We start from the raw sequence: 24,299 nt of genomic DNA, 5'->3' as shown, positions 1-24,299 counted from the left end.
ATCCCGAGGCCGCCGCGCTATTTCGCCGGCCTCGGGGAATAAACCGCGCCTTCTGGCGTCTCCTCAGGGCGATGCACGGCCGGCCCGGCCTTGCACCACGGATTTCCGATTTCGAACCAGCCCTCACGGCAGGCCCCGGCCGCCGAACGAGCGCGCATGCCCGAGAGACCCGCTTCATGACCCATATCCGCACCAGCCTCCGCACCCTCCTCGCCGGAGCCGCCTTGCTCCTAGCCCAGGCCCAGCCCGGGTTCGCCGCCGGCTTCGACGGCGCGATCAAGAACAACGCCCTGGCGCTGAACGCCGCCGGGACCGTCGCCGCTGTTTCGAACAGCGAGGAGAGCGCCGTCGTCGTCTACGACGTCGCCAAGGGCACGGTGCTGCGCCGCCTCGACGGCTTCGTCACGCCGCGCAACATCGTGTTCGCGCCGGACGGCGCCCGCTTCTACGTCTCCGACAGCGGCACCGGCCGGATCACGGTCTACGAGACCGCCACCGGCAAGGAGGCCGGCGTTCTCGCCGCGGGCCCCGGCGCGTTCGGTACGGTGCTCTCGGCCGACGGAGGCAAGCTCTACGTCAACAACGAGGCCGCGAGCACGCTGACCGTGTTCGACACCAGGACCATGCTCGCCGAGGCCGTGATCCCCGGCTTCGCGCAGCCGCGCCAGGGCGTGAAGCTGTCGCCGGACGGCAAGACCGTGTTCGTGACGAACTTCCTCGGCGACAAGATCACGTTGGTCGATACCGCTACCAACAAGATCACCGGCGAGATCGCCGGGTTCGACAAGCTGCGCGCGATCTCGATCACCAAGGACGGTAAGACGCTGTTTGCCGCCAACAGCGGCCGCAACACCATCGGCGTGGTCGATGTCGCCGCCCGTAAGGTCACCTCCGAGGTGGCAGTGGGCAAGGACCCCTACGGCGCCGCGCTGACCCCGGACGGGCGCTTCGTCTATTCGGGCAATCTCAAGGACAACTCCTTGTCGGTGATCGACACCGGCACCCTCAAGGTCGTCGCAACGGTGACCGGCCTGAACGAGCCGCGCCAGGCGATCGCGTTCTCGACCGACAACGCCCACGCCTACGTCCTCAACCGCGACCTCAGCGTCGCCGTGGTGGACCGGGCGAAGAACGCGGTCATCTCGACGATGAAGCCCTGAGGCGACGCGCGCCGGGGGCCTTATCGCCCCCGGCGCGTTCTCGTCGTCGACACGTCACGAACGCAGGACAAAGACCCCATGCTCGGCCTGTTCCAGCGCAAGGACCGCCTCATCGTCCACGGCAAGGCGCCCTACAACGCCGAGCCGCCGCTCGATCGCCTGCGCGCGACCTTCATCACCGAGCAGGCCGACTTCTACGTCCGCAGCCACGGCGACATCCCGGACATCGACGCCGACAGCTACCGCCTGACCGTCGACGGGATGGTCGCGACGCCGCTCGACCTGTCCGTCGCCGACCTCAAGGCGCGGTTCGCACCCATCACCGTCACGGCAGTAATGCAATGCGCCGGCAACCGCCGGGCGGACATGCTGGCGGTGGCCCCGGTCGCCGGCGACCCGTGGGCGGCCGGCGCCATCGGCAACGCGGAATGGACCGGCGTGCGCCTCGCCGACGTCCTGCGCGCGGCCGGCCTCGACGCGGGGGGCGCACGTCACGTCGCCTTCGAGAGCCACGACCGGATCGCCCATACGGACACGCGCTTCGGCGCCTCGATCCCGCTCGCCAAGGCGCTCGCCCCCGAGACGCTGCTCGCCTTCGCGATGAACAGCGAGCCTCTCGCCCCCGAGCACGGCCATCCGTTGCGCGTGGTGGTGCCGGGCTTTGCCGGTATCCGCAGCCCGAAGTGGCTCGCCCGCATCACGGTGCAGGATCACCCCTCCAACAACCCGATGCAGGCCGACGACTACAAGCTGTTTCCGCCCGACGTGACCGCCGAGACCGCGGACCCCGCCCACGGCATCACCATCGAGGCGATGCCGCTCAACAGCGCGATCTGCGAGCCCGCCCGCGGCGCAGCGTTGAAGGCCGGCCGGCACGCGATCCGCGGCTACGCCATCGCCAGCGACCGAGCGGTCGCCCGCGTCGACGTCTCGACGGATGGCGGTCGCAGCTGGGCGCAGGCCCGGATCGACCGCGATGCGGACGCGCCCTACGCCTGGACGTTCTGGGAGATCGACTGCGAGCTGACGACCGGCGAGCACGAACTCGCGGTGCGGGCCTGGGATTCCGCCGGCCAGACCCAGCCTGCGGCGCCGGACGACACCTGGAACTACAAGGGCTACCTCAGCGCCGCCTGGCACCGGGTGCGGGTAACGGTGGCCTGACCGTCACGCCCAGAGCAGGGCAGTGGCCGCGAGGCCCGAGATCGCGATGAGTAGGGCCGCAACCCCGACGGTGAGGATGCGCGGCATCATCGGGATCTCGGCATGGGCGAGGCGCGCTCGGATCGCCCGGTCCCGCCATGCGGCGCCGGCGAACGAGGCAAGCGCGCAGGCGATCAGCGTGAGCGACAGCACCTTCAGTGGCCAGACCGCCAGCACCTCTCGCAGGAAGCGCTGCGCGGCCAGGCCGACGCCGAGGAAGGCGAGCCCGGTGCGAAGCCACGCCACGAAGGTGCGCTCGGCTGCCAGCACCGTGCGGTCCTCGGCGAGCCTGACCCGCGGGTCGTCGGGGGGAACGGGCTTCGCAGGTTCCCTCATCCGGCAGCCGCCTCCTGGATCAGGTCGAGCAGCGCGTCGGCTGCCCGACTGCGATAGCGCTCCTTGTGGCGCAGCACCCGGAACGGCCGGCTCGGCAGGGCGAACGCCGCCCGCACCAGCGTTCCGGCCCGTAGCGCGGCGGCGACCACGGTCTCGGACAGGACGGCGGCCCCGCCCCCGGCCTCGACGGCGGCGCGCACCGCCTCGTTCGAGGGCAGTTCGAGCGTGACCCGGAGTTGGGCCGTGGAGAGGCCAGCCTCCATGAGCGCTGCCTCGAAGGCCGAGCGGGTTCCGGATCCCGCCTCGCGCAGCACCCAATCGGCCCCGGCGAGGTCCTCGGGTGCGAGCGCGGTCGCCCCCGCGAAGGGATGTGTTGGGGCAACCACGAGGACGAGTTGGTCCCGCGCGATGGTGGTGCTCGCAAGCGTCGGGTCGTCCAACGCTCCCTCGACGAAGCCGAGTTCGGCCTGCCCGGCGCGCACCGCGTCGGCGGCATCGGTGGTGTTGCCGACCGCCAGCCGGATGGCGATCTCAGGGTAGGTGCGGCGGAAGGCGACGAGGTGGCGCGGCAGCCAGTCGCTGGCGATGGTCTGGCTGGCGTAGAGCGCCAGCGTCCCGCGTCGCAGGCAGCTGAGGTCGGCGAGCACCAGTTCGGCGGCTTCCGCCCGGGCGAGCACCGCGCGAGCCTCGATGAGGAATACGCGCCCCGCCTCGGTGAGTTCGATCCCGCGGCCGACCCGGTGAAACAGCTTCGTCGCGTGCCGCCCCTCGATGTTGGCGATCGCCGTGCTGACCGCCGACTGGACGAGGTTCAGCGCCTCGGCGGCTCGCGTCACGTGCTGCCGCTCGGCCACCGCCACGAAGATGCGAAGCTGGTCGAGGGTCACGGCTGCCGACGATCCGGCGCGAGGCCGCGGACGTGCGCATCGACCGCCTGCGCGACGGTGAGCAGCCGGGCCTCGTCGGTACGGCCGGTGACGACGTAGGACATGCCACCATCGACCCAGGAGAAGGCAGCGATGTCGCCCTCTCGGGCGAAGCGGAAGAGCGTTCGCCCATCGCCGTCTCCGACGCGGCTGTAAAGCGTCAGGCGGGTTCCGCGGTCGTCGTCGTACATTAGCATCGCTGCGGATTCAGCGCCGGCCGGCAGCAGCCGCCCGCCCATCAGGCGAAACCCTTGGGCCGCGAGATCGGGGGCCGCGACCGCGTGACCGAGGCGCTTCGAGAGCCACGTCACGAGGTGGGGCTTCTCGTCGGCGCGCACCTCCACCGGATGCGCCACCTCGACCACGAAGGTGCGAAAGGCCGCGACCGCGTCCTGCGTCGCCGGTGCCTCCGCCACCATGGCCGTCGCGGATCCGCCGCGCAGGGCATGGCCGACCCAGCCGCCGGCACCGCCGAGCGCAAGGCAGAGCACGGCTGCAGCCGCCATGGGGAACCAGCCCCCACCGACGAACCGACGTCGCGGGCGAATGTTGGCCACCCGGAGCCGCGCCGGGATCGCCTCCTCGGCGATCGGCGCGAGGCGGGCACGCAGGCGCTCGCGCAGGGCGCGATCCGCCGAGACCTCGGCCGCACGCGCGGGGTTTCCTTTGAGCCAAGCCTCGACCAGCGCCTGCCGCTCCGGTTCGAGGCGGCCGTCGATCAGGCCGTGCAGGTCGTCCTCGCCGACCGGGCGTGGATCCCCGCTCATTTCACCCTCCTCAAGAGGCCGGTCCGGCCAGTTTCCAGAAAACTTCGCATCCGCGTCCGCGCCCGGCTCAACCGGGACATCACGGTGCCGAGCGGTACGCCAAGCACCTGGGCCGCCTCGGCATAGGACAGATCCTCCACCGAGACGAGGAGCAGCACCGAGCGCTGTTCCTCGGGCAGGGCGTCGAGGCCGGCGAGCACGTCGCGGGCCCCCATCGCAGCCTCCGGGTCGATACCTGGGTCGGGCACCTGCTCCAGCGCTTCCGCGCCGCAATCGACGCCGCGCCGGCCCCGGCGCCGGACGGCGCCGAGGAACAGGTTGCGCTCGATCGTGAACAGCCACGCTCGGAGGTCGCCGTCGCGGCGGCGCCCGGACCAAGCGGACAAGGCCCGCTCCAGGGTGTCCTGGACGAGGTCGTCCGCCGCCTCGCGGTCCCGCAGCAGCGCGACGGCGTAGCGCCGCAGGGCCGGGATTTGCGGTTCGATCAGGGCGGCGATTTCGTCCAACGACGTTTCCCGGTCAGAGGGGGCCGATCAAGGCATTCACCGATCAAGGCTTGGCGATGTGCCACGCGCCGTTGAGGAAGCCGTCGCCGGTGATGTCGCCGGGCTTGTTGTCCTTGGCAAAGGTGTAGAGCGGCTTGCCCTTGTAGGCCCACTGCATCGTGCCGTCGTCCCGCGTCACCATCGTCCAGTCGCCGCTGGCGGCCGAGCCGGAGGCGGCCATCAGGGCCGGCCAGTTGGTGGCGCAGGGGCCGTTGCACATCGACTTGCCGCCCATGTCCTTGTCGAAGGTGTAGAGGGTCATGCTCTTGGCATCGACGAGCGCCGGCCCCTTGGCGGTCTCGGCCGTCATGGCAGGCGCGGCGGCCTGGGCGGCCAAGGCGGAGAAGGCGACAGCCGCGAAGGCGCCGCGGATCAGCAGAGTGCGCATGGGTGAGGTCTCCCGCGGTCGAGCATGACCGCATCGGGAGGGATGCCGAAGAAGCGCCTCTATTCCACGCGTCTTCTCGACGACAGATCACGAAGGCGTGAACGGGCTCTCAGCCACATCCGCGGAATAAAGCCGCGCCCCAGGCATCCTTCCCATCGACACCGGATCAAAAGGAAGCCGCATGCGCGGAGCACTGGGATTTGCCGTGACGGCGGCGCTGATGGCGAGCGGCCTCGTCGGCGGCCGGATGATGATGCGCCCGACCTTGGCCGCCACCGAGCCAGCGGCAGCTCCGTCCGCGTCCTTCGACGCGATGATGGCGCAGTCGATGGCGCAGATGCATGCCGACATGATGGTCCCGCCCTCGGTCGACCCCGACCGCGACTTCGCCGCGATGATGATCCCGCACCACGAAGGCGCGATCGCGATGGCGAAGGCGGAGCTGCTCCACGGCAAGGATCCGGTCCTGCGCCGCCTCGCGCAGGGGATCGTCGTCGAGCAGGGCCAGGAGATCGATGTGATGCGCCGCGCGCTCGCCGATCGCCCCGCGATGCCGGGTCGGGCCGCCGGCGCCCCTCCCGTACACCACCATGGCGCGGCACCTGCCGCCGAAATGCCTTCGGAGCACCGCCGATGAAGACCGCCCTGACCGTTCTCGCCCTTGTGCTGCTCTCCGGCTCGGCCTTCGCCGGGCAGGCTCCGGGCCCCGCCTCGGCGCCCGACGTGCCCATCAGCAGCAAAGACCGGTTCTACACCTCCGATCAGTTCTCCAATACGGTCTCTGTGGTCGATCCCGCCGCCAACACCCTGCTCGGGGTGATCCGGCTCGGCGACCCGACGCCGATAAACCTGAGCCCGCTCTATCGCGGGCAGCTTCTGGTTCACGGCATGGGCTTCTCGCCGGACCACAGGACCCTGCTCGCGGTCTCGATCGGTTCGAACTCCGTGAGCTTCATCGACACGGCGACCAACGCGGTCCGCCACACCGCCTATGTCGGCCGCTCGCCGCACGAAGCCTTCTTCACGCCGGACGGCCGAGAGGTCTGGGTGAGCGTGCGCGGCGAGGACTATATCGCAGTGCTCGATGCCGCGACCGCCATGGAGACCCGCCGGATCACCGTACCGAACGGGCCGGGCATGACGATCTTCTCGCCGGACGGCACCTACGGTTACGTCTGCTCCAGCTTCAGCCCCGAGACCGTCGTCATCGACACCAAGACCCACGCCATCGTCGGCCGCGTGAAGCAGGAGAGCCCGTTCTGCCCCGACATCGCCGCCACGCCGGACGGCAAGCAGGTGTGGTTCACCCTCAAGGATGTCGGCCGGACCCAGGTGTTTTCGGCGCGTCCGCCATTTGCGCCGCTGAAGACGATCGAGACCGGGCCGATCACCAACCACGTCAACATCGTCTCGACCAAGGCCGGCCAGTTCGCCTACGTGACGATTGGCGGCCTGAACCAGGTCAAGGTGTTCCGCACCGACGATTTCTCCCAGCTCGCAACGATCCCGACCGGCGCCCTGCCGCACGGGCTCTGGCCCTCGGGCGACGGCAGCCGCGTCTATGTCGGCCTGGAGAACGCCGACAAGGCCGCGGTGATCGACACCGCGTCGAACACGGTGATCGCCGAGGTGCCGATCGGGCAGGGTCCGCAGGGCGTCGCCTACGTCCCGAACGCCGTGCCGAAGGGCGACGAAATGCAAAACCTCCAGCCGCTGGGGGCCGCAGGCCAGACCAGTGCGCTGACGCTCGCGGGCGGCGACGGCAAGCCGGCGACGCAGGTCACCCTGTTCGACCAGGGCGTGCTGCAGACGCTGCAGGCCGCGATCACGGGACTGGCGCCGAAGATGCCGTTCGTGCTGGCGCTGTCCGCAGATCCGAAGGGCGCGACCGGCCTGGAGCCACTCGCCGCCTTCACCACCAACCCGGCCGGCGCGGCCATCGTCAACGCGATCGGTCCGATCCGGCAAGTCACCCGCAAGGACGCCGGCCCGAGCCGCCGTTACCTCGTGGTCGCGGCGGGCAAGCCCGGCAAACTCGGCGGCGTCGAGCAGGTGCAGATCACGGATTAATCGAGCGGTGTCGCCAGTCCGGAAGGCGAACATCTCAAACAATGCCTCCGTGACGCGAGCCCAGCCTCGATGTCTGCTTTCGAGAACAGCGTCAGCCCGCTTCTATGGCGTAGTTGGGTCGGCAGCAGTCCGTCCGCTCTACGACCGGGCCAAGTGGATTTCTGTCAGTCCGCTTTTTGATGAGAAGTGGTGAGAGCCGACATCGGATGAGCAACTGGAGTTCGGCGATTGGCCGTCATAGCGTCAGTGTCCGCAGCTCTCCACGAGCTAAGCCGATCAAGGTTCGAACGAGCAGCCAGCTGATGACCAGCGTGGCCAGCCCGAGCAGGGCCAGGGCAAGGCCGTCGGTCGCCGGAGCCGGTTCCGCCGTCGCGACGCGCAGAGCCGCGACCGCTGTTGCGGCGAGCGGGAAACTCACGCCCCACCAGGAGACGCGGAAAGGGCAGGCGCGACCGAACCGGGCAAGCTTCGGCAGCAGCACGGCGAGCAGGAACAGTGCGATCGCGAGAAGCGACTTAGCGAAGAGATCGATTGCGCCCGTCGTGGCGACATAGGCCGAGAAGCCGACCGCGAAGGGTGCCACGAGGATCAGGAGCGACGGCTGCAAGGCTGCGGGCAGCGGCGCCTCGAACAGGAGGCGGGAGAGGATCAGCGTGAACAGAGGCATGGCGAAGAACAGCCCCACCGCCAGCCCGAAGATCATCACTCCCTGCATCGGCGGCAGACCGAGCCCCGGAAGGGCCAGGGGTACATCGAGCAGGCCGACCACCGGTACGATCCAGGCCGGCGTCGCATGCGCCGCCTGCTGCCGATCGCTCAACCAGCGCGTCACGATCAGCCACGCGAACAGCGTCATGCCGATGGCGCCGGCGATCCACAGCGCGCGCGCCAGCGTGAGGCTGAAGGGCGCCAAGGGGATCGGCAGCAGGAGCAGGCTGATGAGCGGCGTGCCGAACAGGTTGCCGGCGATGGGGTGGCGGAACTCCGCCCGCACGGCCTCACGCGCGATGACGGCCTTGGCGGCATAGCCCGCCGCAATAGCGAGGAAGGCCGTTGAGGCGATCAGCGCGACGGCCTCCCCGACCCAGGACGGCACGCCATATCGCGCATGGGCGAGCCGCCACGCGACGCTCAGTCCCGTCAGACCCATCACCGCCGCGAACAGGCCGACCGGCAATGCCTCGATCTGCCGCCAGCCTCCCAGCAGAGGGGGCTGGTCCGGGTCACGATGGGCGGTCAGCGCGGCTTCGCTCGGCTCGCCTTCGACGACCTGCAGCATGGACGAACTCCTACTCAACGAGGCATCGAATCCTTCGCGCGTTAGCCGAGACCATAGCGGGAGGCCGGCATGCTGCGGGAGAGGTTGGGACCAAGTCGGAACCGGGCGGCTTCGAGAGCTTGCCAATCACCGAGATCGGGGAGCGAGGGGATCGTAACGGTCTCGCCCGCATCGAGGCCGGCTAGGGCTGCCGCCACGAGGTCACTCGCCTCCATGATCATCTCGGAAGGAATCTGCCCGATATCAGCGCCCGTCCGGTCAAAGAAGTTGGTTCGGGTGACGCCGGGCAGCACCGCCTGGAACCGTACGCCCTTGCCGGCGAGTTCAGCTCCGAGCCCCTGCGTCAGTGCCAGGACGAAGGCCTTGCTCGCCGCATAGGGGGCGTTGAAGCGCTCTGGGACGATGGCGACCGCGGAGGAGACATTGATCACTGTGCCCGCTCCCCGCTCACCGAAAGCTTTCGCCGCCGCGAGGGACAGGGTCTGCAGCGCCCTGACGTTAAGGTCGAGCAGCCCGTCATAGAGGCTGGCGGGGCTGTCTAGGGCGGGGCCGAGCGGCCCGAGGCCGGCGCAGTTCACCAAGACGCTTAGGGCGGCATCCGTGGCGATGCGGTCCCGGACTGAGGCAAGATCCTCCGGTTGGGTCAGGTCGGCCGACATGACCTCCACAGTCACGCCGGCCTCTCGGCCGAGACGCTCCGCCGCCGCTCGCAGCCGGGCCTTGTCGCGAGCAACGAGGATAAGGTCATGGCCTCGGGCAGCCAACTGGTCAGCGTAAGCCGCGCCGATTCCCGAGGACGCGCCCGTCACGAGCGCCGTCCCAATGTGTTGGGTCATCAAGGTATCCTTATCAGACGCTGGAGAGCTTGGTGTTGGCGACCGGTAGCGCGCGGACCCGCTGGCCGGTAAGCGCCGCGATGGCGTTGAGGACGGCAGGCGGCACGCCCGGCAGACCCGGCTCGCCGACCCCGCCCATCGGCGCGCCGCTCTCGACGATACTGACGTGGACCTTCGGCATGTGCTCGCGGCGCAGGACTGGATAGGTGTCGTAGTTCTGCGATTGCCGCACGCCGTCCCGGTAGACGATCTGCTCGAACAGAACCGAAGACAGGCCGAGCGCCGCCGCGGATTCTACCTGCGCCTTGACGATGGCCGGGTTGACGATGCTGCCGGGATCGAACGCGATCCAGAGGTTGTGGACGCGGGCTTCCCCGCCCTCCACCGAGACTTCCGCGATGGTCGCCGTCTCAGATCCGAAGGGCGAAGCCATGGCGAGGCCGCGAGCGCGCATCCCACCCTCGCCACGATAGGGGCCGCGCTGCCAGCCGCCTGACATCTCGGCCACTGTCGAAAGCAGCGTCCGATGCCGGGCATTACCCTGGAGGAGCGCCATGCGCAGCGCGAACGGATCCTGCCCGCCCGCCTGGGCGACCTCGTCGAGGAAGCTCTCGTAGAACGCGTCGTTCATCGAGTGCCCGACCGAGCGCCAGAAGGCGATGTTCACCGGATGCGCGACCTTCGTGAAGGTCATGCGCCGGTTGGGCACGGCGTAGGGCTTCTCTACGATGCCCTCGACCGCTGAAGGATCGACGGGCGTCTGCATCATCATGCTGAAGTAGCGGCCGATCGGACCTTCCCCCACCGTCCGCACTTCAAGCGCCGTCGGCTGCCCCGCCGGATCGAGGGCCGCGCGGAAGCGGCTGAAGCTCAGGGGGCGCACGGCGTCGCGGGCGAACTCCTCCTCCCGCGACCACAGCACCTTCACCGGGCGCCCAGTGGCCTTGGCGAGCAGGATCGCTTGCGGGAACGGATTGCTGGCTTCGTAGAAGAAATGCCGGCCGAAGAAGCCGCCAAGCATCGGCGAGTGGATGCGGACCTGTGCAGGCTGCAGTCCGGCAACCTTCGCTGACACGGTCTGGAATACCTCTGGCATCTGGTTCGGGAGCCAGACGTCGAGGGTCCCGTTGCCGTCAAAGCGTGCAATGGCCGAGGGCGGCTCCAACTGGGCATGTGCGAGATAGGGCGCCTCGTAATCGGCCTCCACCACCTTGGTGGCCTTGGCGAAGGCGGCGGCAACGTCGCCCTTCTCTTCGGCCACTTGGCCCGGATCGGTGGACGCCTTGAGAGCCGCGAGCATGATCTCGGACGAGAAGTCGGCCGCGACGGTATCGAGGCCGCTCGCCTTCGGCGCCGTCCACTCGACCTTCAGCGCCTCGACAGCCTTGCGCGCCCGCCACCAGCTGTCGGCGGCAACCGCCACCGCGCCCGGCAGGCGGTGGACTGAGTGCACGCCTGGCATGGCCCTGACCTCCGCCTCGTTGGCGAGGCCCTTTGGTTCCGTCCCAAGGCGCGGCGCGTGCTGCACGGCGGCGTAGAGCATGCCCTCGACCTTCTGATCGATGGCGTAGACGGCGCGGCCCGTGGACTTGTCCCGCACGTCGAGGCGGGGGACCGGCTGGCGGATGTAGCGGAACGTCGCCGGGTCGCGCAGGGACACGGACTCGTTTGGCTTGAGCTTCAGGGCGTCGGCTGCGAGATCACCGTAGGACAGCGAGCGGTTCGAGGCCGCGTGCATCACCACCCCGTCGCGGGTGGTAAGTTCGCCGTCCTGCACCTTGAGTTTGGCTGCCGCCGCCCGGATCATCAGGTCGCGGGCGGTAGCGCCGAGGCGGCGCATGGTCTCGTAGCTTGACCGGGTCGAGAAGCTGCCGCCGGTCATGCGGATGCCGTTCACGACGGCGTAGTCCGGGCCGGGCGGAGCGCATTCCACAACGAAGCGGGAGGGCGGCACGTCGAGTTCCTCGCCGACGATCTGGGCCATACCGGTGGCGATGCCCTGACCACCCTCTACGAAGGGGCTGAGCAGCCTGATGGTACCGTCCGGGTGGATCTCCAGGAAGGCGGCCACCCGCGTCCCTGGCTTAGGCGCCAGGGCACCGGCACCCTCGGCAGGACCTTGGGCCTCGGCCCGAGCTAAGCGCGCTGGCAGGAGGGCGCTTAGGACGAGGGCGCCACTGGCACCCGCGAGAAAGCGGCGGCGGGACGGAGCTGCTGGGCGAAGAAGCGGGATCATGGCTTGCTCCTTAGGCAGCAGCCTGCCGCACGGCGGCAGCGATGGCGTTGTAGGTTCCACACCGGCAAAGGTTCGTCATCGCGTCGACGATGTCGCCTTCGGTCGGGTGCGGCGTCTGCTTCAGCAGGGCAGTGGCGGCCATGACCTGACCGGACTGGCAATAGCCGCATTGCGGCACCTGCAATGCGACCCAAGCCTCGACAACCTTCCGGCCGACCTCGTCCTGCTCGATCGCCTCGATGGTGGTAACGGTCTGGGTGCCGACACTCCCCAGCGGCACTTGGCATGACCGCGTCGCCTGACCGTCGAGATGCACCGTGCAGGCCCCGCACTGAGCGATGCCGCAGCCGTATTTCGTGCCAGTCAGGCCGAGCGTGTCGCGCAGGACGAAGAGCAACGGCGTATCGGGCTCGGCGTCGACTGCATATTGGCGACCATTGATCGTCAGGCTGACCATCGCAACGAATCCCTGAGAGTAAGTAGGCCCCACGGCCATGCTTACGCAGAGGTCTCCGCACCCACTACGTCATAATTGCCTCGTTTTCGGACATGCGGGGCGGTCAGACGACCGCGAGCGGTCCAGCCGCCCGACGGATTGCCCGTGGGACTTCTCCCTGAACGCGCAGGAACGCCCGGCGCATCCGCTCGCGGCTGGCGAAGCCGGCAGCGTCGGCGATCTCCTCAATGGGTAGGCGGCTTTGCTCCAGCATGTGCTTGGCGGCCTCGACGCGCATCACCTCGACCGCCTTGGCCGGCGAGACCCCCGTTTCGGCTCGGAAAGCCCGTGCGAACTGACGCGGACTGAGGCAGGCGACCGCCGCGAGATCCTCCGTGATCAACGGACGCTGCAGGTTCTGCCGCGCGTAGGCGAGAACACTTTGTATCCGGTCGCTCGGCGCGTCGAAATCGAGCAGGGCCGAATGCTGGGCCTGGCCCCCGGCCCGGCGGCGCTCCATGACGAGGCCTCGTGCCACAGTACGGGCGACTTGCCGGCCGTGGTCGCGCTCAACCATGCCGACAGCGAGATCGATGCCCGCCGCCATGCCAGCGGACGTCCAGATATTGCCGTCCGCGACATAGATCTTATCGATGTCGAGATGGCAGTCGGGATAGCGCGCGCGGAATTGAGGCGCATAGCGCCAGTGGGTTGTGGCGCGCCGCCCGCTTAATAAGCCGGCATCGGCCAGGGCAAACGCACCGAGGCAGAGGCCGGCCAAGCGGCGCGTGGAGCGAGCCGCCTCTTGTAGATAAACGAAGAGATCCGAACTCGGCTCGGGAAGGCTGATCCCCGCGGCGACGATAATTGTGTCGAAGGCGGACGGATCGCTCAGCCGCTCGGTCTCGACGGCGGGGCCGCACCCCGAGTGAAGAAGGCCACCGGCCTCCGACAGCACACGAATGTCATAGGTCGTGTCAGTTACGTATCTATTGGCGACAGCAAAGGGCGAGGTGGTAGCCAAGCCCATGAAATCGAAGTCTGGGCAAAGCACAAGGCCAATGCGGCGGACGTCAGCCATCGCGGCCCCCCTTACCCTCTAACCGGGCCTGAGTTCCACATCAGGCCGCCAATGAAACAGTACAAGCGGAACGGCAGAAAACGAGGCATATTCGTCCGAGACCAAGTTCGCCAGATGCACGCCAACCAATGGCTGAACGACCGCTTTCAGGTGCGTCGGGAAATGCCTCAAACGGCGAGGTTGGGTCGGGACCCGTCCGTCTGCTCTACGACCGGGGTGGGTGGTTTGCCGCCCGTCTGCTTTCGTAAGTCAAGTTTGAAAATTTGGACGTCTGCTCAGGCCGCGAACCTTACAAGGCTGACGTTATTGAGGGGCGGTGCCATCAGTCCGGGAGCAGAAAGAGCTTGGAAAGCACCCTCTGACTTAACTGATCCGCTGTGGACGGCTATGGCAAAGCAATCCTTGACCTAGAACATTCCATTATTGGCGACCGCGAACGAGATCTACTCCCGTCTTGGCCGCAGGGCCGTCCAAGCGTTGGCCGAAGCATCTCACAAGATGCGCATCGATTATCGTCTATTCTTTCGATTTCTACGGGTCTTTATCGGCGTTCTGGTGACGGAGAAAATGGTGTCTGCTTCAAACTCATAAAGTCAAATCAGTTAGAAAATTAAAATCCTATTTTAAAAATCGAAATACCTTTATTCAAATAAATCACTTTTTATTTGTCGAGAGATGCAACCAAATATATAGTCAAGCTGCCGATCGATAAGCGGCCAAGCCACCAAAAAGCTGCAACGATAGTCCTTTCTACTGACGAGGACTGCGATTGGGCACCGATTCGGGTCGATGCTGGCGCTTGGGCGCAAATGGCGTCGGATGTGGGGACACAATGCAAAACCTCAAGACGATTCTGCTCTATTCCTCGGCCCTGCTAGCCGTCGGAGGGGGCGCACGTGCCGCGGATCTTCCAGTCAAAAAGGCAGTCCCTGTCGAATATGTCCGCGTCTGCACCGCCTACGGCGCGGGATTTTTCTACATTCCTGGCAGCGACACCTGTATCCGCCTCTCGGGGCGCGCACGGTACGACTACCTGTATCAGGCCAGCAAGGTCCGCACGGGAAGCGGAGGCGACGTGTCGGGCTATGTCGGCCTCCTCCGATTGAACCTCGATGCGCGCACGCAGACTGATTACGGCACGTTGCGCGCGTTCCTGCGCCTTGACGTCGCCTCTCGCAGCGGCCCCTTCGTCACTTCGGCCTCCCGCCAGCGCGAGGGGCAGGCCTTCCCAGGCCTCGGCGCGGACGCCTTCGGCCGGACGCAGGATTTCGTGAATGCCGACAAGGCTTTTATCCAGTTCGCCGGCCTCACTGCCGGTCGCGCATCGTCCTTCTTCGACTTCTACGCCCACGACTTCGAGTTGATCGGCGGCACCGCTGGTTCGGATAATTACAGCACCAACCTGCTTGCCTACTCGGCGGTGCTCGGCAACGGCATCACCCTGACGGCTTCGATGGAAGATCCGACCTTTCGACGCTTCCCAATCTTCGGCACCGGCGCCGCCGCTGGGGCCTTCACGGCGGCGGGCGGATTTGCAGGCTATAGCAACGCCTTCAACCCTTTTACGCCGTCCACGTTCCTCGCCCCGATCATCGTAGGGCCGGGCACCGTCGCCTTCGTGGACGTGACGCAGAAGAGCCGCCTTCCTGACTTCGTCGGCGTCGCTCGAATCGATCAGCCCTGGGGGTCGGCGCAGTTGTCGGCAGCCGTGCACGAGATCAACGCCGGCGACGCCGCCAGCACGGTCGCGGGTGTCGCGACCGCCACGGCAGGGCTCGGCATCGCTCCGACGGGCCGCGCATCCAGCGACTACGGGTTCGCGGTGCAAGGCGCCGTGAAGGTCAATCTGCCCTTCATCGCCCCGGGCGACACCTTCTACCTTCAAGGCGCCTATGGCCAGGGCGCCATGAGCTACACAGGCATCTCCAACTACACGGCGCCGTACGATGCCCTCGCTGCCGCCCCGGTGAGTGGAGGATCGTTCCTGCAATACTACTCCGATGCTGTATTAAACCCATCGACGGGCAAGCTAGAACTCTCGACTTCGTTCTCAACTGTCGCCTCGTTGCTGCATTACTGGTCGCCAACTTGGCGCTCGGCAGTTTTCGGGAGCTACGCGCAGATCGACTACAACACGCGGGGCCGCAACGCACTCGGCGCCCTCGGTTTCGGTTTCGCGCCAAGCGGAGCTAATGCGGCAAATGCGTTAGCCTTCGCCACGAGCCCCGTCCTGCGCGGCAACAACCAGATCGTCACGGGCGCCAGCCTAATCTGGACCCCGGTTAGGGACCTTGATATCGGCGTCGAGGGCGAATACATCCGAACCGCCCTCAACAGCGGCGTGACCCCCGACATCTCCAAGAGCTCCCTGCGCTACATAAGTTCGCAGGATGCGGCCCAGGTCCGTTTCCGTATTCAGCGCGATTTCTAAGCCTGTTCCGCCAACGCTGATACCAGCTGGGCGAGTAAAAGAGTCGCACGACTATCAACCAGGGTGTTTTCCTAGATTAATGGAGAACGGAAGAACTTCTGGTTTCTCTTACCCTTCGCAGGATCGACAAAGCCCGGCCCACTAGCTGGGCTTTGTTGTTTCCAAATCGATAAATCGGTATTAAAATGATAAAATTTATTTTGATTGCTTGATACTGTGGCTTTGCTACAAATACCATAGTTCTTCGGCGATTCAGTGCACAGCCGGCAGAACAGACGCTTAGTTTCAGAGCCGACAGGCCCAGGTACCGGGGCCGATCGACTCTGAACAAAAGCTTCAGACCCTTAGACTCAGCCGACCGGGAAACCGGTCGGCTTTTTCTTTGGCGCTAAAGTGGACTTAAAGTTCCGTTTCAAATTCAAATCCAGAGTTCAAGACGAAAATTTTATTGTTTGATAAAACGTTGAATTTATACAGCGTCGGATACACTATGATGGCATGTCGCCAGCGAGCGACGCCATCGATACGAGAATTGACCATGAAAACGTTCGTTCTGGCCTGCTCTCTTGGTGCCATCCTGATATCCGGCGCTGCTTCTGCGGCGGACACGCAGCAGTCCATCGACCCGAAACTCATCATCCGCACCAGCGGCGATGGTCTCGACGCCGACGCCTACGCACAGGGCAACGACCGTTCCGGCGGCATGTGGCGGAACGCAATAGGAGCGAGCGGCTCGCTCGCGGCACAGCGCCCGGTCATTGTCGGATCGGTCCCGACGGACCGCCAATGGAGCCACCTGCGGTCGCGCCAGCGCCGGGCCTACGGCGACGCTTACTGAAACCACAGGGCTTGGCCCCGGCACCAGTGTAGAGCATTTTTCATGGTCCTCGGATCATGGGAAATGCTCTATCTCTTTGTGATGCCGCATTGTCTTTCGTTGAACCGGCAACCGCTCTGATGGAAGGTGCTTCAAGCGCTCTGGGCTTGGATGACAGCGGGGGATCCTGCCGCCGTGACCGCAGGCTTCCACACCAAGGTGGCGTGGGTGCCACCCGCATCGCTCGCGATGTCGAACGCGGCGCTGTGCAACCGGGCGATGGAATCGACGAGGCTGAGCCCGATGCCGAAGCCGCTCTTGCCTGTCCTCAACGCCCCGCGCCGGTACCTCTCCCGCACCGCACCGAGTTCTTCGACCGGGATGCCGCAGCCCGTATCGTCGATGCGGATGCCCGGAGGATCGCGCACCAGCGTGACTTTTACCTCGCCACCGGCAGGGGTAAACTTCAGGGCGTTGTCGATCAGGTTGCTCACCGCCTCAAAGATCAGGCTGCGGTCGCCCTCTACGGAACAGGGCTCTTCGGGCTGCTCCCAGCGGAGCCCGATATCCCGTTCCAGGGCTAGGGGCTCGTAGTACTCGACCGCATCCTCCAGTAGGCGAGCGAGGTCGAGGTCCGTAAAGCCCGACCGGCGCATGCGATCTTCCATCTCCGAGATACGCAGTAGTGCTGAGAAGCGGATGACGATATCCTTGACCTCCGCGAGGACATCCTCGTTGCAAGTTCGGAACGCTTCGACGTTGTCGGCCTTGCGGAGCGACCGTTCCAAAATGCCCACCACTCGCGTCAGCGGGGTCCGCAGGTCGTGAGCGATGTTCTCATTGACGCCCTTGATTTCGAACATCAGCCGCTCGAGCTGATCGAGCATGTCGTTCACGACGCCGGTCAGGTGCGCGAGGTCCGCAGAGACGCCCCTTGTCGGCAGGCGCTCGCTGAGGTCACCCCGCATGATGCGCTCGACGGCTTTGGTGATGGCGTCGTTCTGGCGAAGCGATCCGGCGCCGAAGATCACTGCTCCGACGAGGCCGATGACGATGGTGGCTGCCATGCCCCAGACGAAGGTTTCGACGAGGGCCTTCTCGAGGGCTTCCAGATCCTTGGCCGAGCGACTTACGAGGACGTATTCGCCGCTCTGAAGGCGGCTCAACTGGCTGAACAGGGTGCGCGACCCGTGCTCCGCCGGCTGCGTCAGTACGAATGGTCGGCCGACCGGGGCCGTTTCAGGAAACGGGATCGGTGCCCCTACGCGGCGAGCGTGGTCGGGTCCGAACAGCACGAGGGGGCGGCCGCCTTCGGCGAAATCCTCCGAGGCGTCGATACGATCGCGCAGGGCGTGGGGCGCGAGACTCAGGAGATGCTTCGACTCCCACCCGACCCACTCGAACGCGGCCTTGCGGCCGTAGCTGCGGGTGTCAAGATAGAGGAAGCCCGAGAGTGCGAGGGAGGCAGTTCCGAACGTCGCGAAGAACAGGCACGCGACCCGGAACCCGCTTGTGCGGCGGACCTCAAGCAGTCGCACGGAGGATGAACCCCGTGTTGCGGACGGTGTGGATGCGCGGGTTCAGCCCGTCGGGATCAAGCTTCTTGCGGATCTTACCGACATGGACGTCGATGACGCTCGACTGGTGGTTGAAGCTGTAGCCCCAAACTGACTCAAAGATCATTTTGCGGCTCACCAGCACGCCCGCGTTCTGCATCAAGAACTCGATGATCGCGAACTCTTTCGGTAGAAGCTCAATCTCCCGACCTGCGCAGTGGAGCACACGCTCGATCAAGTCGAGTTGTAGGTCGCCGACGACGAGTTCGCTCACCGCCTCGGCGGCCATTTTGCGCCGGGCAAGAGCATCGACCCGCGCGGTCAGCTCGATGAACTCGAAGGGCTTGGCGAGGTAGTCGTCGCCCCCGGCACGCAGCCCGTCCACGCGCTCGTTGACGGCCGAGAGCGCGCTAAGGATCAGGACCGGGGTCGAAACCTTGGCGGCGCGCAGCTTGGTAAGCAGAGCGAGGCCGTCGATCTCCGGCAGCATCCGGTCGAGGACGATGACATCGAAGTCACCATCCATCGCCTTGCGTAGACCGATTGATCCGTTCATGGCCTCATCCACCCGAAAGCCGTGTTCGGTCAGTGCCAATCCGATTTCGGCAGCAACGCGCTGATCATCCTCAACCACAAGAACGTTGGCCATCCTTTTATCCTTTTTATTATGGATACGCTGAGCCCCTTTCGGGCTCGGCGCTTCGGCTGGGACGCTGGAGTTATGCTCTTCGCGGTCGGTGTCAAATGGCGCGTTATCAGGCGGCAGGGCGTGCGTCATATCGTCGGCAAAGCTTGTCACATAGGCGCTGTCGTTGGCCATTTCGTCACTCCGCGCTTGCCTGCACGGAGAGCTTGGCAACGGGTTCCCCTGAAGAGACGCTGCCCTTCGGGACGATGCGGCTGCCGTCTCGCAGGTCGGCTGGGGGGTTGAGGACGACGGTGTCGCCGCCCTTCAGGCCGGAACGCAGCTCAAGGGTCGTGCCGAGATCACGCGAGATCGTGATCGGATGAAGCTTCACCGTATCGTCGGGCTGGACCACGGCGACCTGGGTTCCGGCGGCATCGAAGATGAGTGCCTCGGACGGGATCTGAAGGCCGGGATGGGCGCGGGGCACGGCGAAGGTCACGTTCACATAGAGCCCCGGCCGCAGCGCCCCGTCCGGGTTCGCTACGTCAACCTCGGTGTCGAGGGTCCGCACCGACGAGCGCAGGGCCACGGAGCTGCGCGAGACCGTGCCCTGGAAACTCCGCTCCGGCATCTGAGCCACCTGAACCGTCGCTCGGACACCGTCGCGGATGTGGACCGCCGCCGATTGCGGCACCTGGACGGACACGCGTAGCAAGTCCGTGCTTTCGATGGAGAAGAGTGACGCGCCGCTGCCGAGATCGGCATGGACGAGGTCGCCGACATCGACCATGCGCGCCACGACGATGCCGTCGAAGGGCGCGGTCACGTTCTCGAAGGTGGTGAGCGTGCGCAGCCGGTCTACGGTCGCCTGTTGGGCAGTGATGTTCGCCTCGGCCACCTTCACCTTCGCGTCGGCGGCGGTGAGGGCGGCCGTGGCGGTGAGCATCTGCGCCCGGGTCTGGTCGGCAGTCTGCTTCGAGGCCCAGCCCTGGCCGGCGAGCGTCGACGTCCGGGCGTCGGTGGCGTTGGCGAGGGTGACGTTGGCCTTGGCCTGCTCCACGTCGGCATGGGCGACGGCGAGCTGGGCCTGAAGCTGGCCGAGCTGTGCCTCGGCCTGGCTTTTCTGCTGGTCGAGGTCGGGGGCGGCGATGCGCACGAGGAGGTCGCCCTTCTTGACCCGGGAGCCGATATCGACCCGGCGTTCGGCGATGTAGCCAGTGGCACGGGCAAAAATGTCGGCGTGGTCGAAAGCCTCGGTCTGTCCCGGCAGTGTCAGCCTCATCGGCTTGTCGTCCTCGACGGCCGAAACCGTGCGGACGGTCGGTACGAAGCTGATGACGTCTTCCTGCGTCTCCAACGACGTGCGGTAGGTCTGCCAATGGTGCCAGCCGCCCAGGCCGAGGGCGCTGCCGAGCGCCAGAAGCGCGATCACGAACGGGCGCTTGCGCGGCGGGGGAAGGTGCGAATGAGTCAGGGCCTCGCCCAGCAGGTCCTGCCGCAGAGGATCGATCTCGACCGCATGGGCATGCGCCCGCTCCGCGGAGTCGTTCCCAGCGTCGTCGGGTTCGATGAACGGGCTCATCAATAGTCCTCAAGGGGCTTGATCGGGTTGCGGCGGAGAAGCGTGTAGAGGAGCGGTACGAAGAGCAGCGTGGAGAGCGTGCCCATGCCGATGCCGCCCATGACGGCGCGGGCCAGCGCCGCGTTCTGTTCCGAGCCCTCGCCCGAGCCGATCGCCATCGGGATCAGGCCGAGGAACATGGCCGAGGCGGTCATCAGCACCGGTCGCAGCCGGGTGTTGCCGGCCATCAGCGCGGCCTCGGGGGCCGAGCAGCCCGTGGCCTCACGGTGCTCCTTGGCGAAGGTGACGAGCAGGATCGAGTTCGCGCTCGCCACGCCCACCGACATGATCGCCCCGAACAGGGCCGGGATGGAGAAGGTCGTGCCGGTAACGAACAGGCTCATCACGATGCCGCAGAAGGCGAGCGGCAGCGCAGCGATGACTACGAAGGGATCGACCCAAGTCTGGTAGTTGAGGACGAGCAGCAGGTAGACCGCCATCAGCGCGATCCCGAGTCCGACCTCGATATGGGCGAAGGCGCCCTCCATGCTCTCGATCTGACCACGCACACGGATCTTGTCGGGGGCGGGCAACGTCGCCTGCTCCTCCGCGACGATCTTTTCGACCGCGCTGCGCACGCTTCCGAGGTCGGCATCTTGCACGTTGGCGAGGATGTCGAAGGTTGGCTGGGTGTTGACGTGGTTGATCACCGTCTGCTCTGGCTGCCGCTGCATCGTGGCGATATTCGAGAGCAGGATCGGGATGCCCGGCTGGCCGTCTCCGGTGCCGTGGACCGAGACTGGCGTATTCATCAGCCGGGCGATGTCTCCGTTGCGCCATTCCGGGGTCTGCACCCACAGCTGGTACGGCGTGCCGGATTTCGGATCGGCCCAGAAGTTAGGGCTGACCTGAAAGGAGCCGGAAAGGGAGACGTTGAGGTTCTGGGCGATGATCTGCTCGCTCACCCCCATCTCCGAGGCGAGCCGGCGATCAACGTTTACGTACATCTGCGGCGCATCGACGATCTGGTGCAGGTGGACGTCCACCGCCCCCCGCACCGCCGCGACCCGGCGCACGAGCGCGCGGGCGACGGCGAGGTCCTTCGCGTCGTGCCGACCAGAGACCTGCACGTCGATCTGCGCCACGGTGCCGAAGTTCAGGATCTGCGTGATGATGTCGGCGGGCTGGAAATAAAAGACATCCGAAGGAAACGCCCGACGTAGCACCTTCCGCAAACGCCGCTCGTAGAACGAGATCGGCTTGTGCTCACCCTTGAGATTGATGAGCATCTGTCCGTCGTTATAGGCGACGAAGGATGCGTCCATGAACGCGTAATTGTAATTCGACGCCGGCAGGCCGATATTGTCGAGCATGAGGCCTAGCTCGTCCTTCGGGACGACCTGCCGGACGATGTCCTCCACCTGCGCGAAGGTCTTTTCCGCCTCCTCAATCCGCATTCCCGGCCGGGTGCGGATGTGCAGCGTCATCTGGCTCGACTCGATCTGCGGAAAGTAGTCCTGCCCGATGAAGGGGAAGAGCCCCGCTGTCACGGCGAAGACACAGGCTGCCCCGGCAAGCGCCCGCTTCGGATGGCGGATTACCGCACCGAGCAACCCGACATAGCCAGCGTGGAATCGTGCGAAGCCGCGCTCGAAGGCCTCGCGGAATGCCAAGGCGACACGCAGTGGAAAGCGCAGCAGCCACGCAAGCGGCGCCAGGAGGCGCGACAGGAGCGAGCGGCGGCGTGGGCCGACTTCCAGCGCAGGAGCCGCCCCACCATGATGTCTTGCATATTCCGGCGCGACGAGGACGTCGATCAGGATCGCCACAAGGGTGCGTGAGAGCAGGTAGGAGGTGAGCATCGCGAAGACGACCGCCTCGGCCTGTGGCACGAACAGGTAGCGGGGGGCGCCCGTTAGGAAGAACACCGCCGAGAAGGCCGAGCAGATAGCCAGTGTCGAGATCAGCGCCGGCTTGGCGATACCAGCCACGCCTTCCAGCACCGAGCGGCGGAAGGGATAGCCCTCCTCGAACATCCGGTAAGTGTTCTCGATGGCCACCGTGGCGTCGTCCACGAGGATGCCGACGGCCAACGCGAGGCCGCCGAGCGTCATGACGTTGATGGTCTGGCCGAGCGCCACCAGCACCGACAGAGAGGTGAGAATGCAGAGCGGAATCGAGACGAGGACCACGAGTGTCGATCGCCACGAGCCCAGGAACAGGAGGATGGCGAGTCCCGTGAGCCCGGCGGCGATCACCGCCTCGCGTACGACATCGCCGATGGCGTCGGAAACGAAGACCGATTGATCGAATAGCGGCGTGATCGACAGGCCCTTGGGCGAGGCAGCGCGGATGTCCGGCAGGGCCGCCTTCACGGCGTTGACCACGTCCAGCGTCGAGGCCGAGCCGTTCTTCAGCACCTGCAACAGCACGGAATGCTCGCCATCGGCGCGGACGATGTTGGTCTGCGGCGGCGAGCCGTCGCGGACATGGGCGACGTCGCGCAGGAGCACCGGCTGGTCGTTCACGACCTTGATCGGGATGCGGTTAAGCTGATCGACGAGCTGGGGGCTCGAATTGAGCCGCACGGTGTATTGTTGGCGACCGATCTTCGCGAGGCCCGAGGGGACGACGAGGTTCTGCTTGAGGACCGCGTTGGTGACGTCGAGCGGCGTCATGCCCACGGCGCGGAGCTCGGCGAGGTCGAGATCGACCATCACCTGGCGCGGGGCGCCGCCATAGGGCGACGGCAAGGTCGAGCCCGGCACCTGGGCGAGGCGCTGGCGGGTGCGGTACTGGGCGTAATCGAACACTTTGGTCAGCGGCAGCGTGCCCGAGGACAGCGCAAGCTGGATCACCGGCACTGAGGAGGCCGAGAAGCGCATGATCACCGGCGGCTGCACGCCCGGCGGCATGCGCGAGCGGATGGCGTTCATGGCGGAATCGACCTGCGTCATGGCGAGGTCGATGCTTACGGCGGAATCGAAATAGATCCGCTCGGTCACGGTCCCCTGGATGGACGTCGACTCGATTCGCTTGATGTTGTTCACGTTGCTCGACAGCGAGAACTCGCTGTAGTTCGTGATGCGCTGAACCATGTCGGTGGCGTCGAGACCGCTATAGGTCCACACCACGACAACGACGGGAATGTCGACCGAGGGCAGCACGTCCTTCGGCGCTACGGCGATTGCGCCGACGCCGCCCAACGCCATCAAAATCGCCAGAACGTAGAAGCTCTTACGGAATTTCAGGGCGAACCGAACAAGATTCATCGATAAATCGGGCTTCCCGGCACAACCCACCATGCGGCCAGCGCCTGAAGCGCGCTCGGACGAACAGAGGAAAGGCGCTATTTGGAGGTCTTTTAACGAAGCGAAGTAAGTCGACCGCTAGATAGAGCTAGACGAAAGGTCTTACGAATGAATTCGCGATTGATTTTTTAAAAATATTTTGAAACAGAAAATCGCCACGCAGCCTTTAAAAGGTGGGAAGCAACTAGCCGTGAGGCGAAGGGACGGCTCAAGCGCAAAATAGTCAAAAATTTAATTTATAAATAAAAATTAAAAACAGCTATTTTACTTCAGCGATCAAATGTTTATTCGATTGCCTGATCAGAGTTTGTGAGCCACCATTCTCCGTCGCCGCCGGCTCGGCAGGCTTGCGCGTTCGGAGTTCCCGATGTCGAGACAGCCCATCCGCGTCCTCGCGGCTCTGGCGATCCTTTCGCCATGGGCCACTTCTGCTCTGGCCCGGAACGAACAGCCAGCGGGCGGTGCCTTCATGAGCAGTTACACGAGCGATCCATATTTTGATCCGCGCTCCCGCTATTCGCAGGAACATTCCCTGGGCGACATTGGCGGTCAACCGATGCTGACGGAGCCCAACGGCGAGAGGCCCCCCTGCGCCCTGTTCGATCAGGCCTGCGAGCAGGCCTTCGAACGGAACCGGCGGCACGCCTATCCTTGAAGGCTAGAGCCGTTCCCGTTCGGCTTGAGTCGGGGGTAGCGGTGAGGGGCGCGGTCTGATTCGATGGCGCGCTTTCG

The 24,299-nt window shown here is 65.8% G+C and carries 21 protein-coding genes; 7 read left to right on the top strand and 14 right to left on the bottom strand.

The window, feature by feature from the left end:
- The first annotated feature begins 176 nt into the window (after positions 1-176).
- Together MKK60_RS06845 and MKK60_RS06840 are read left to right on the top strand one after the other, a co-directional pair.
- Positions 177-1,160 carry a beta-propeller fold lactonase family protein gene (locus tag MKK60_RS06845; protein WP_243984627.1) on the top strand — a complete coding sequence of 328 codons (984 nt, stop codon included), beginning with the start codon at positions 177-179 and terminating at the stop codon, positions 1,158-1,160.
- 78 nt (positions 1,161-1,238) lie between these two features.
- Entirely contained in the window at positions 1,239-2,324 is a 1,086-nt protein-coding gene (locus MKK60_RS06840; protein ID WP_147762546.1) for a sulfite oxidase, read from the top strand.
- Positions 2,325-2,327: 3 nt separating this feature from the next.
- On the opposite strand, the gene MKK60_RS06835 is transcribed toward MKK60_RS06840, so the two are convergent.
- Genes MKK60_RS06835 through MKK60_RS06815 form a run of 5 tightly spaced genes read right to left on the bottom strand, consistent with a single transcriptional unit; the run spans position 2,328 to position 5,325 of the window.
- Positions 2,328-2,699: a YidH family protein gene (locus MKK60_RS06835; protein WP_056203338.1), complete on the bottom strand. Its 372-nt coding sequence runs from the start codon at positions 2,697-2,699 to the stop codon at positions 2,328-2,330.
- On the bottom strand, positions 2,696-3,586 hold the full coding sequence (locus MKK60_RS06830) for a LysR family transcriptional regulator (protein ID WP_243984625.1): 891 nt from the start codon (positions 3,584-3,586) through the stop codon (positions 2,696-2,698). Before MKK60_RS06830 ends, MKK60_RS06835 begins: the two co-directional genes overlap by 4 nt.
- Entirely contained in the window at positions 3,583-4,392 is an 810-nt protein-coding gene (locus tag MKK60_RS06825) for an anti-sigma factor family protein (RefSeq protein ID WP_147762544.1), read from the bottom strand. Before MKK60_RS06825 ends, MKK60_RS06830 begins: the two co-directional genes overlap by 4 nt.
- Positions 4,389-4,898, bottom strand: coding sequence for an RNA polymerase sigma factor (locus MKK60_RS06820; protein WP_147828853.1), 510 nt, complete (start codon positions 4,896-4,898; stop codon positions 4,389-4,391). The genes MKK60_RS06825 and MKK60_RS06820 overlap by 4 nt, the downstream gene beginning before the upstream one ends.
- Positions 4,899-4,941: 43 nt before the next feature.
- Positions 4,942-5,325 (bottom strand): hypothetical protein, encoded by a 384-nt coding sequence (locus tag MKK60_RS06815; RefSeq protein ID WP_243984623.1) that lies wholly within the window; start codon positions 5,323-5,325, stop codon positions 4,942-4,944.
- Positions 5,326-5,506: 181 nt separating this feature from the next.
- On the opposite strand from MKK60_RS06815, the gene MKK60_RS06810 reads away from it, so the two are divergent.
- Positions 5,507-5,962: a DUF305 domain-containing protein gene (locus MKK60_RS06810; protein WP_243984621.1), complete on the top strand. Its 456-nt coding sequence runs from the start codon at positions 5,507-5,509 to the stop codon at positions 5,960-5,962.
- Positions 5,959-7,395 (top strand): YncE family protein, encoded by a 1,437-nt coding sequence (locus MKK60_RS06805; protein ID WP_243984619.1) that lies wholly within the window; start codon positions 5,959-5,961, stop codon positions 7,393-7,395. The genes MKK60_RS06810 and MKK60_RS06805 overlap by 4 nt, the downstream gene beginning before the upstream one ends.
- A 235-nt stretch (positions 7,396-7,630) precedes the next feature.
- Here the strand turns inward: MKK60_RS06805 and MKK60_RS06800 are convergent, their stop codons facing one another.
- From MKK60_RS06800 to MKK60_RS06780, 5 genes are all read right to left on the bottom strand, one after another.
- Entirely contained in the window at positions 7,631-8,674 is a 1,044-nt protein-coding gene (locus MKK60_RS06800) for an SLAC1 anion channel family protein (protein WP_243984616.1), read from the bottom strand.
- 41 nt (positions 8,675-8,715) lie between these two features.
- On the bottom strand, positions 8,716-9,510 hold the full coding sequence (locus MKK60_RS06795; RefSeq protein WP_243984614.1) for an SDR family NAD(P)-dependent oxidoreductase: 795 nt from the start codon (positions 9,508-9,510) through the stop codon (positions 8,716-8,718).
- A gap of 13 nt (positions 9,511-9,523) precedes the next feature.
- Positions 9,524-11,746 carry a xanthine dehydrogenase family protein molybdopterin-binding subunit gene (locus tag MKK60_RS06790; protein WP_243984611.1) on the bottom strand — a complete coding sequence of 741 codons (2,223 nt, stop codon included), beginning with the start codon at positions 11,744-11,746 and terminating at the stop codon, positions 9,524-9,526.
- A 10-nt stretch (positions 11,747-11,756) separates the two neighbouring features.
- Positions 11,757-12,203: a (2Fe-2S)-binding protein gene (locus MKK60_RS06785; RefSeq protein ID WP_243984609.1), complete on the bottom strand. Its 447-nt coding sequence runs from the start codon at positions 12,201-12,203 to the stop codon at positions 11,757-11,759.
- Positions 12,204-12,306: 103 nt separating this feature from the next.
- Entirely contained in the window at positions 12,307-13,263 is a 957-nt protein-coding gene (locus MKK60_RS06780; protein ID WP_243984606.1) for a GlxA family transcriptional regulator, read from the bottom strand.
- 832 nt (positions 13,264-14,095) lie between these two features.
- Here MKK60_RS06780 and MKK60_RS06775 point away from each other — a divergent pair.
- Entirely contained in the window at positions 14,096-15,694 is a 1,599-nt protein-coding gene (locus MKK60_RS06775; RefSeq protein WP_147762532.1) for a porin, read from the top strand.
- Positions 15,695-16,232: 538 nt separating this feature from the next.
- Positions 16,233-16,532: a hypothetical protein gene (locus MKK60_RS06770; RefSeq protein WP_147762531.1), complete on the top strand. Its 300-nt coding sequence runs from the start codon at positions 16,233-16,235 to the stop codon at positions 16,530-16,532.
- 131 nt (positions 16,533-16,663) lie between these two features.
- Here the strand turns inward: MKK60_RS06770 and MKK60_RS06765 are convergent, their stop codons facing one another.
- From MKK60_RS06765 to MKK60_RS06750, 4 genes are all read right to left on the bottom strand, one after another.
- Positions 16,664-18,049 (bottom strand): sensor histidine kinase, encoded by a 1,386-nt coding sequence (locus MKK60_RS06765; RefSeq protein WP_147762530.1) that lies wholly within the window; start codon positions 18,047-18,049, stop codon positions 16,664-16,666.
- Positions 18,036-18,716 (bottom strand): response regulator transcription factor, encoded by a 681-nt coding sequence (locus MKK60_RS06760; RefSeq protein WP_147762567.1) that lies wholly within the window; start codon positions 18,714-18,716, stop codon positions 18,036-18,038. The genes MKK60_RS06765 and MKK60_RS06760 overlap by 14 nt, the downstream gene beginning before the upstream one ends.
- 175 nt (positions 18,717-18,891) lie before the next feature.
- Complete coding sequence (locus MKK60_RS06755; protein ID WP_147762529.1) at positions 18,892-20,277, bottom strand: efflux RND transporter periplasmic adaptor subunit; 1,386 nt, start codon at positions 20,275-20,277, stop codon at positions 18,892-18,894.
- Positions 20,277-23,528: an efflux RND transporter permease subunit gene (locus MKK60_RS06750; protein ID WP_147762528.1), complete on the bottom strand. Its 3,252-nt coding sequence runs from the start codon at positions 23,526-23,528 to the stop codon at positions 20,277-20,279. Before MKK60_RS06750 ends, MKK60_RS06755 begins: the two co-directional genes overlap by 1 nt.
- Positions 23,529-24,036: 508 nt before the next feature.
- Between MKK60_RS06750 and MKK60_RS06745 the strand changes: the two genes are divergently transcribed.
- Positions 24,037-24,222, top strand: coding sequence for a hypothetical protein (locus MKK60_RS06745; RefSeq protein ID WP_238272951.1), 186 nt, complete (start codon positions 24,037-24,039; stop codon positions 24,220-24,222).
- Positions 24,223-24,299: the final 77 nt, after the last annotated feature.

It is taken from the genome of Methylobacterium sp. J-092, from assembly GCF_022829325.1.
Lineage (GTDB): Bacteria > Pseudomonadota > Alphaproteobacteria > Rhizobiales > Beijerinckiaceae > Methylobacterium.
Note: the sequence above shows the minus strand (reverse complement) of the source record. Positions and strands in the feature narration are given on the sequence as shown.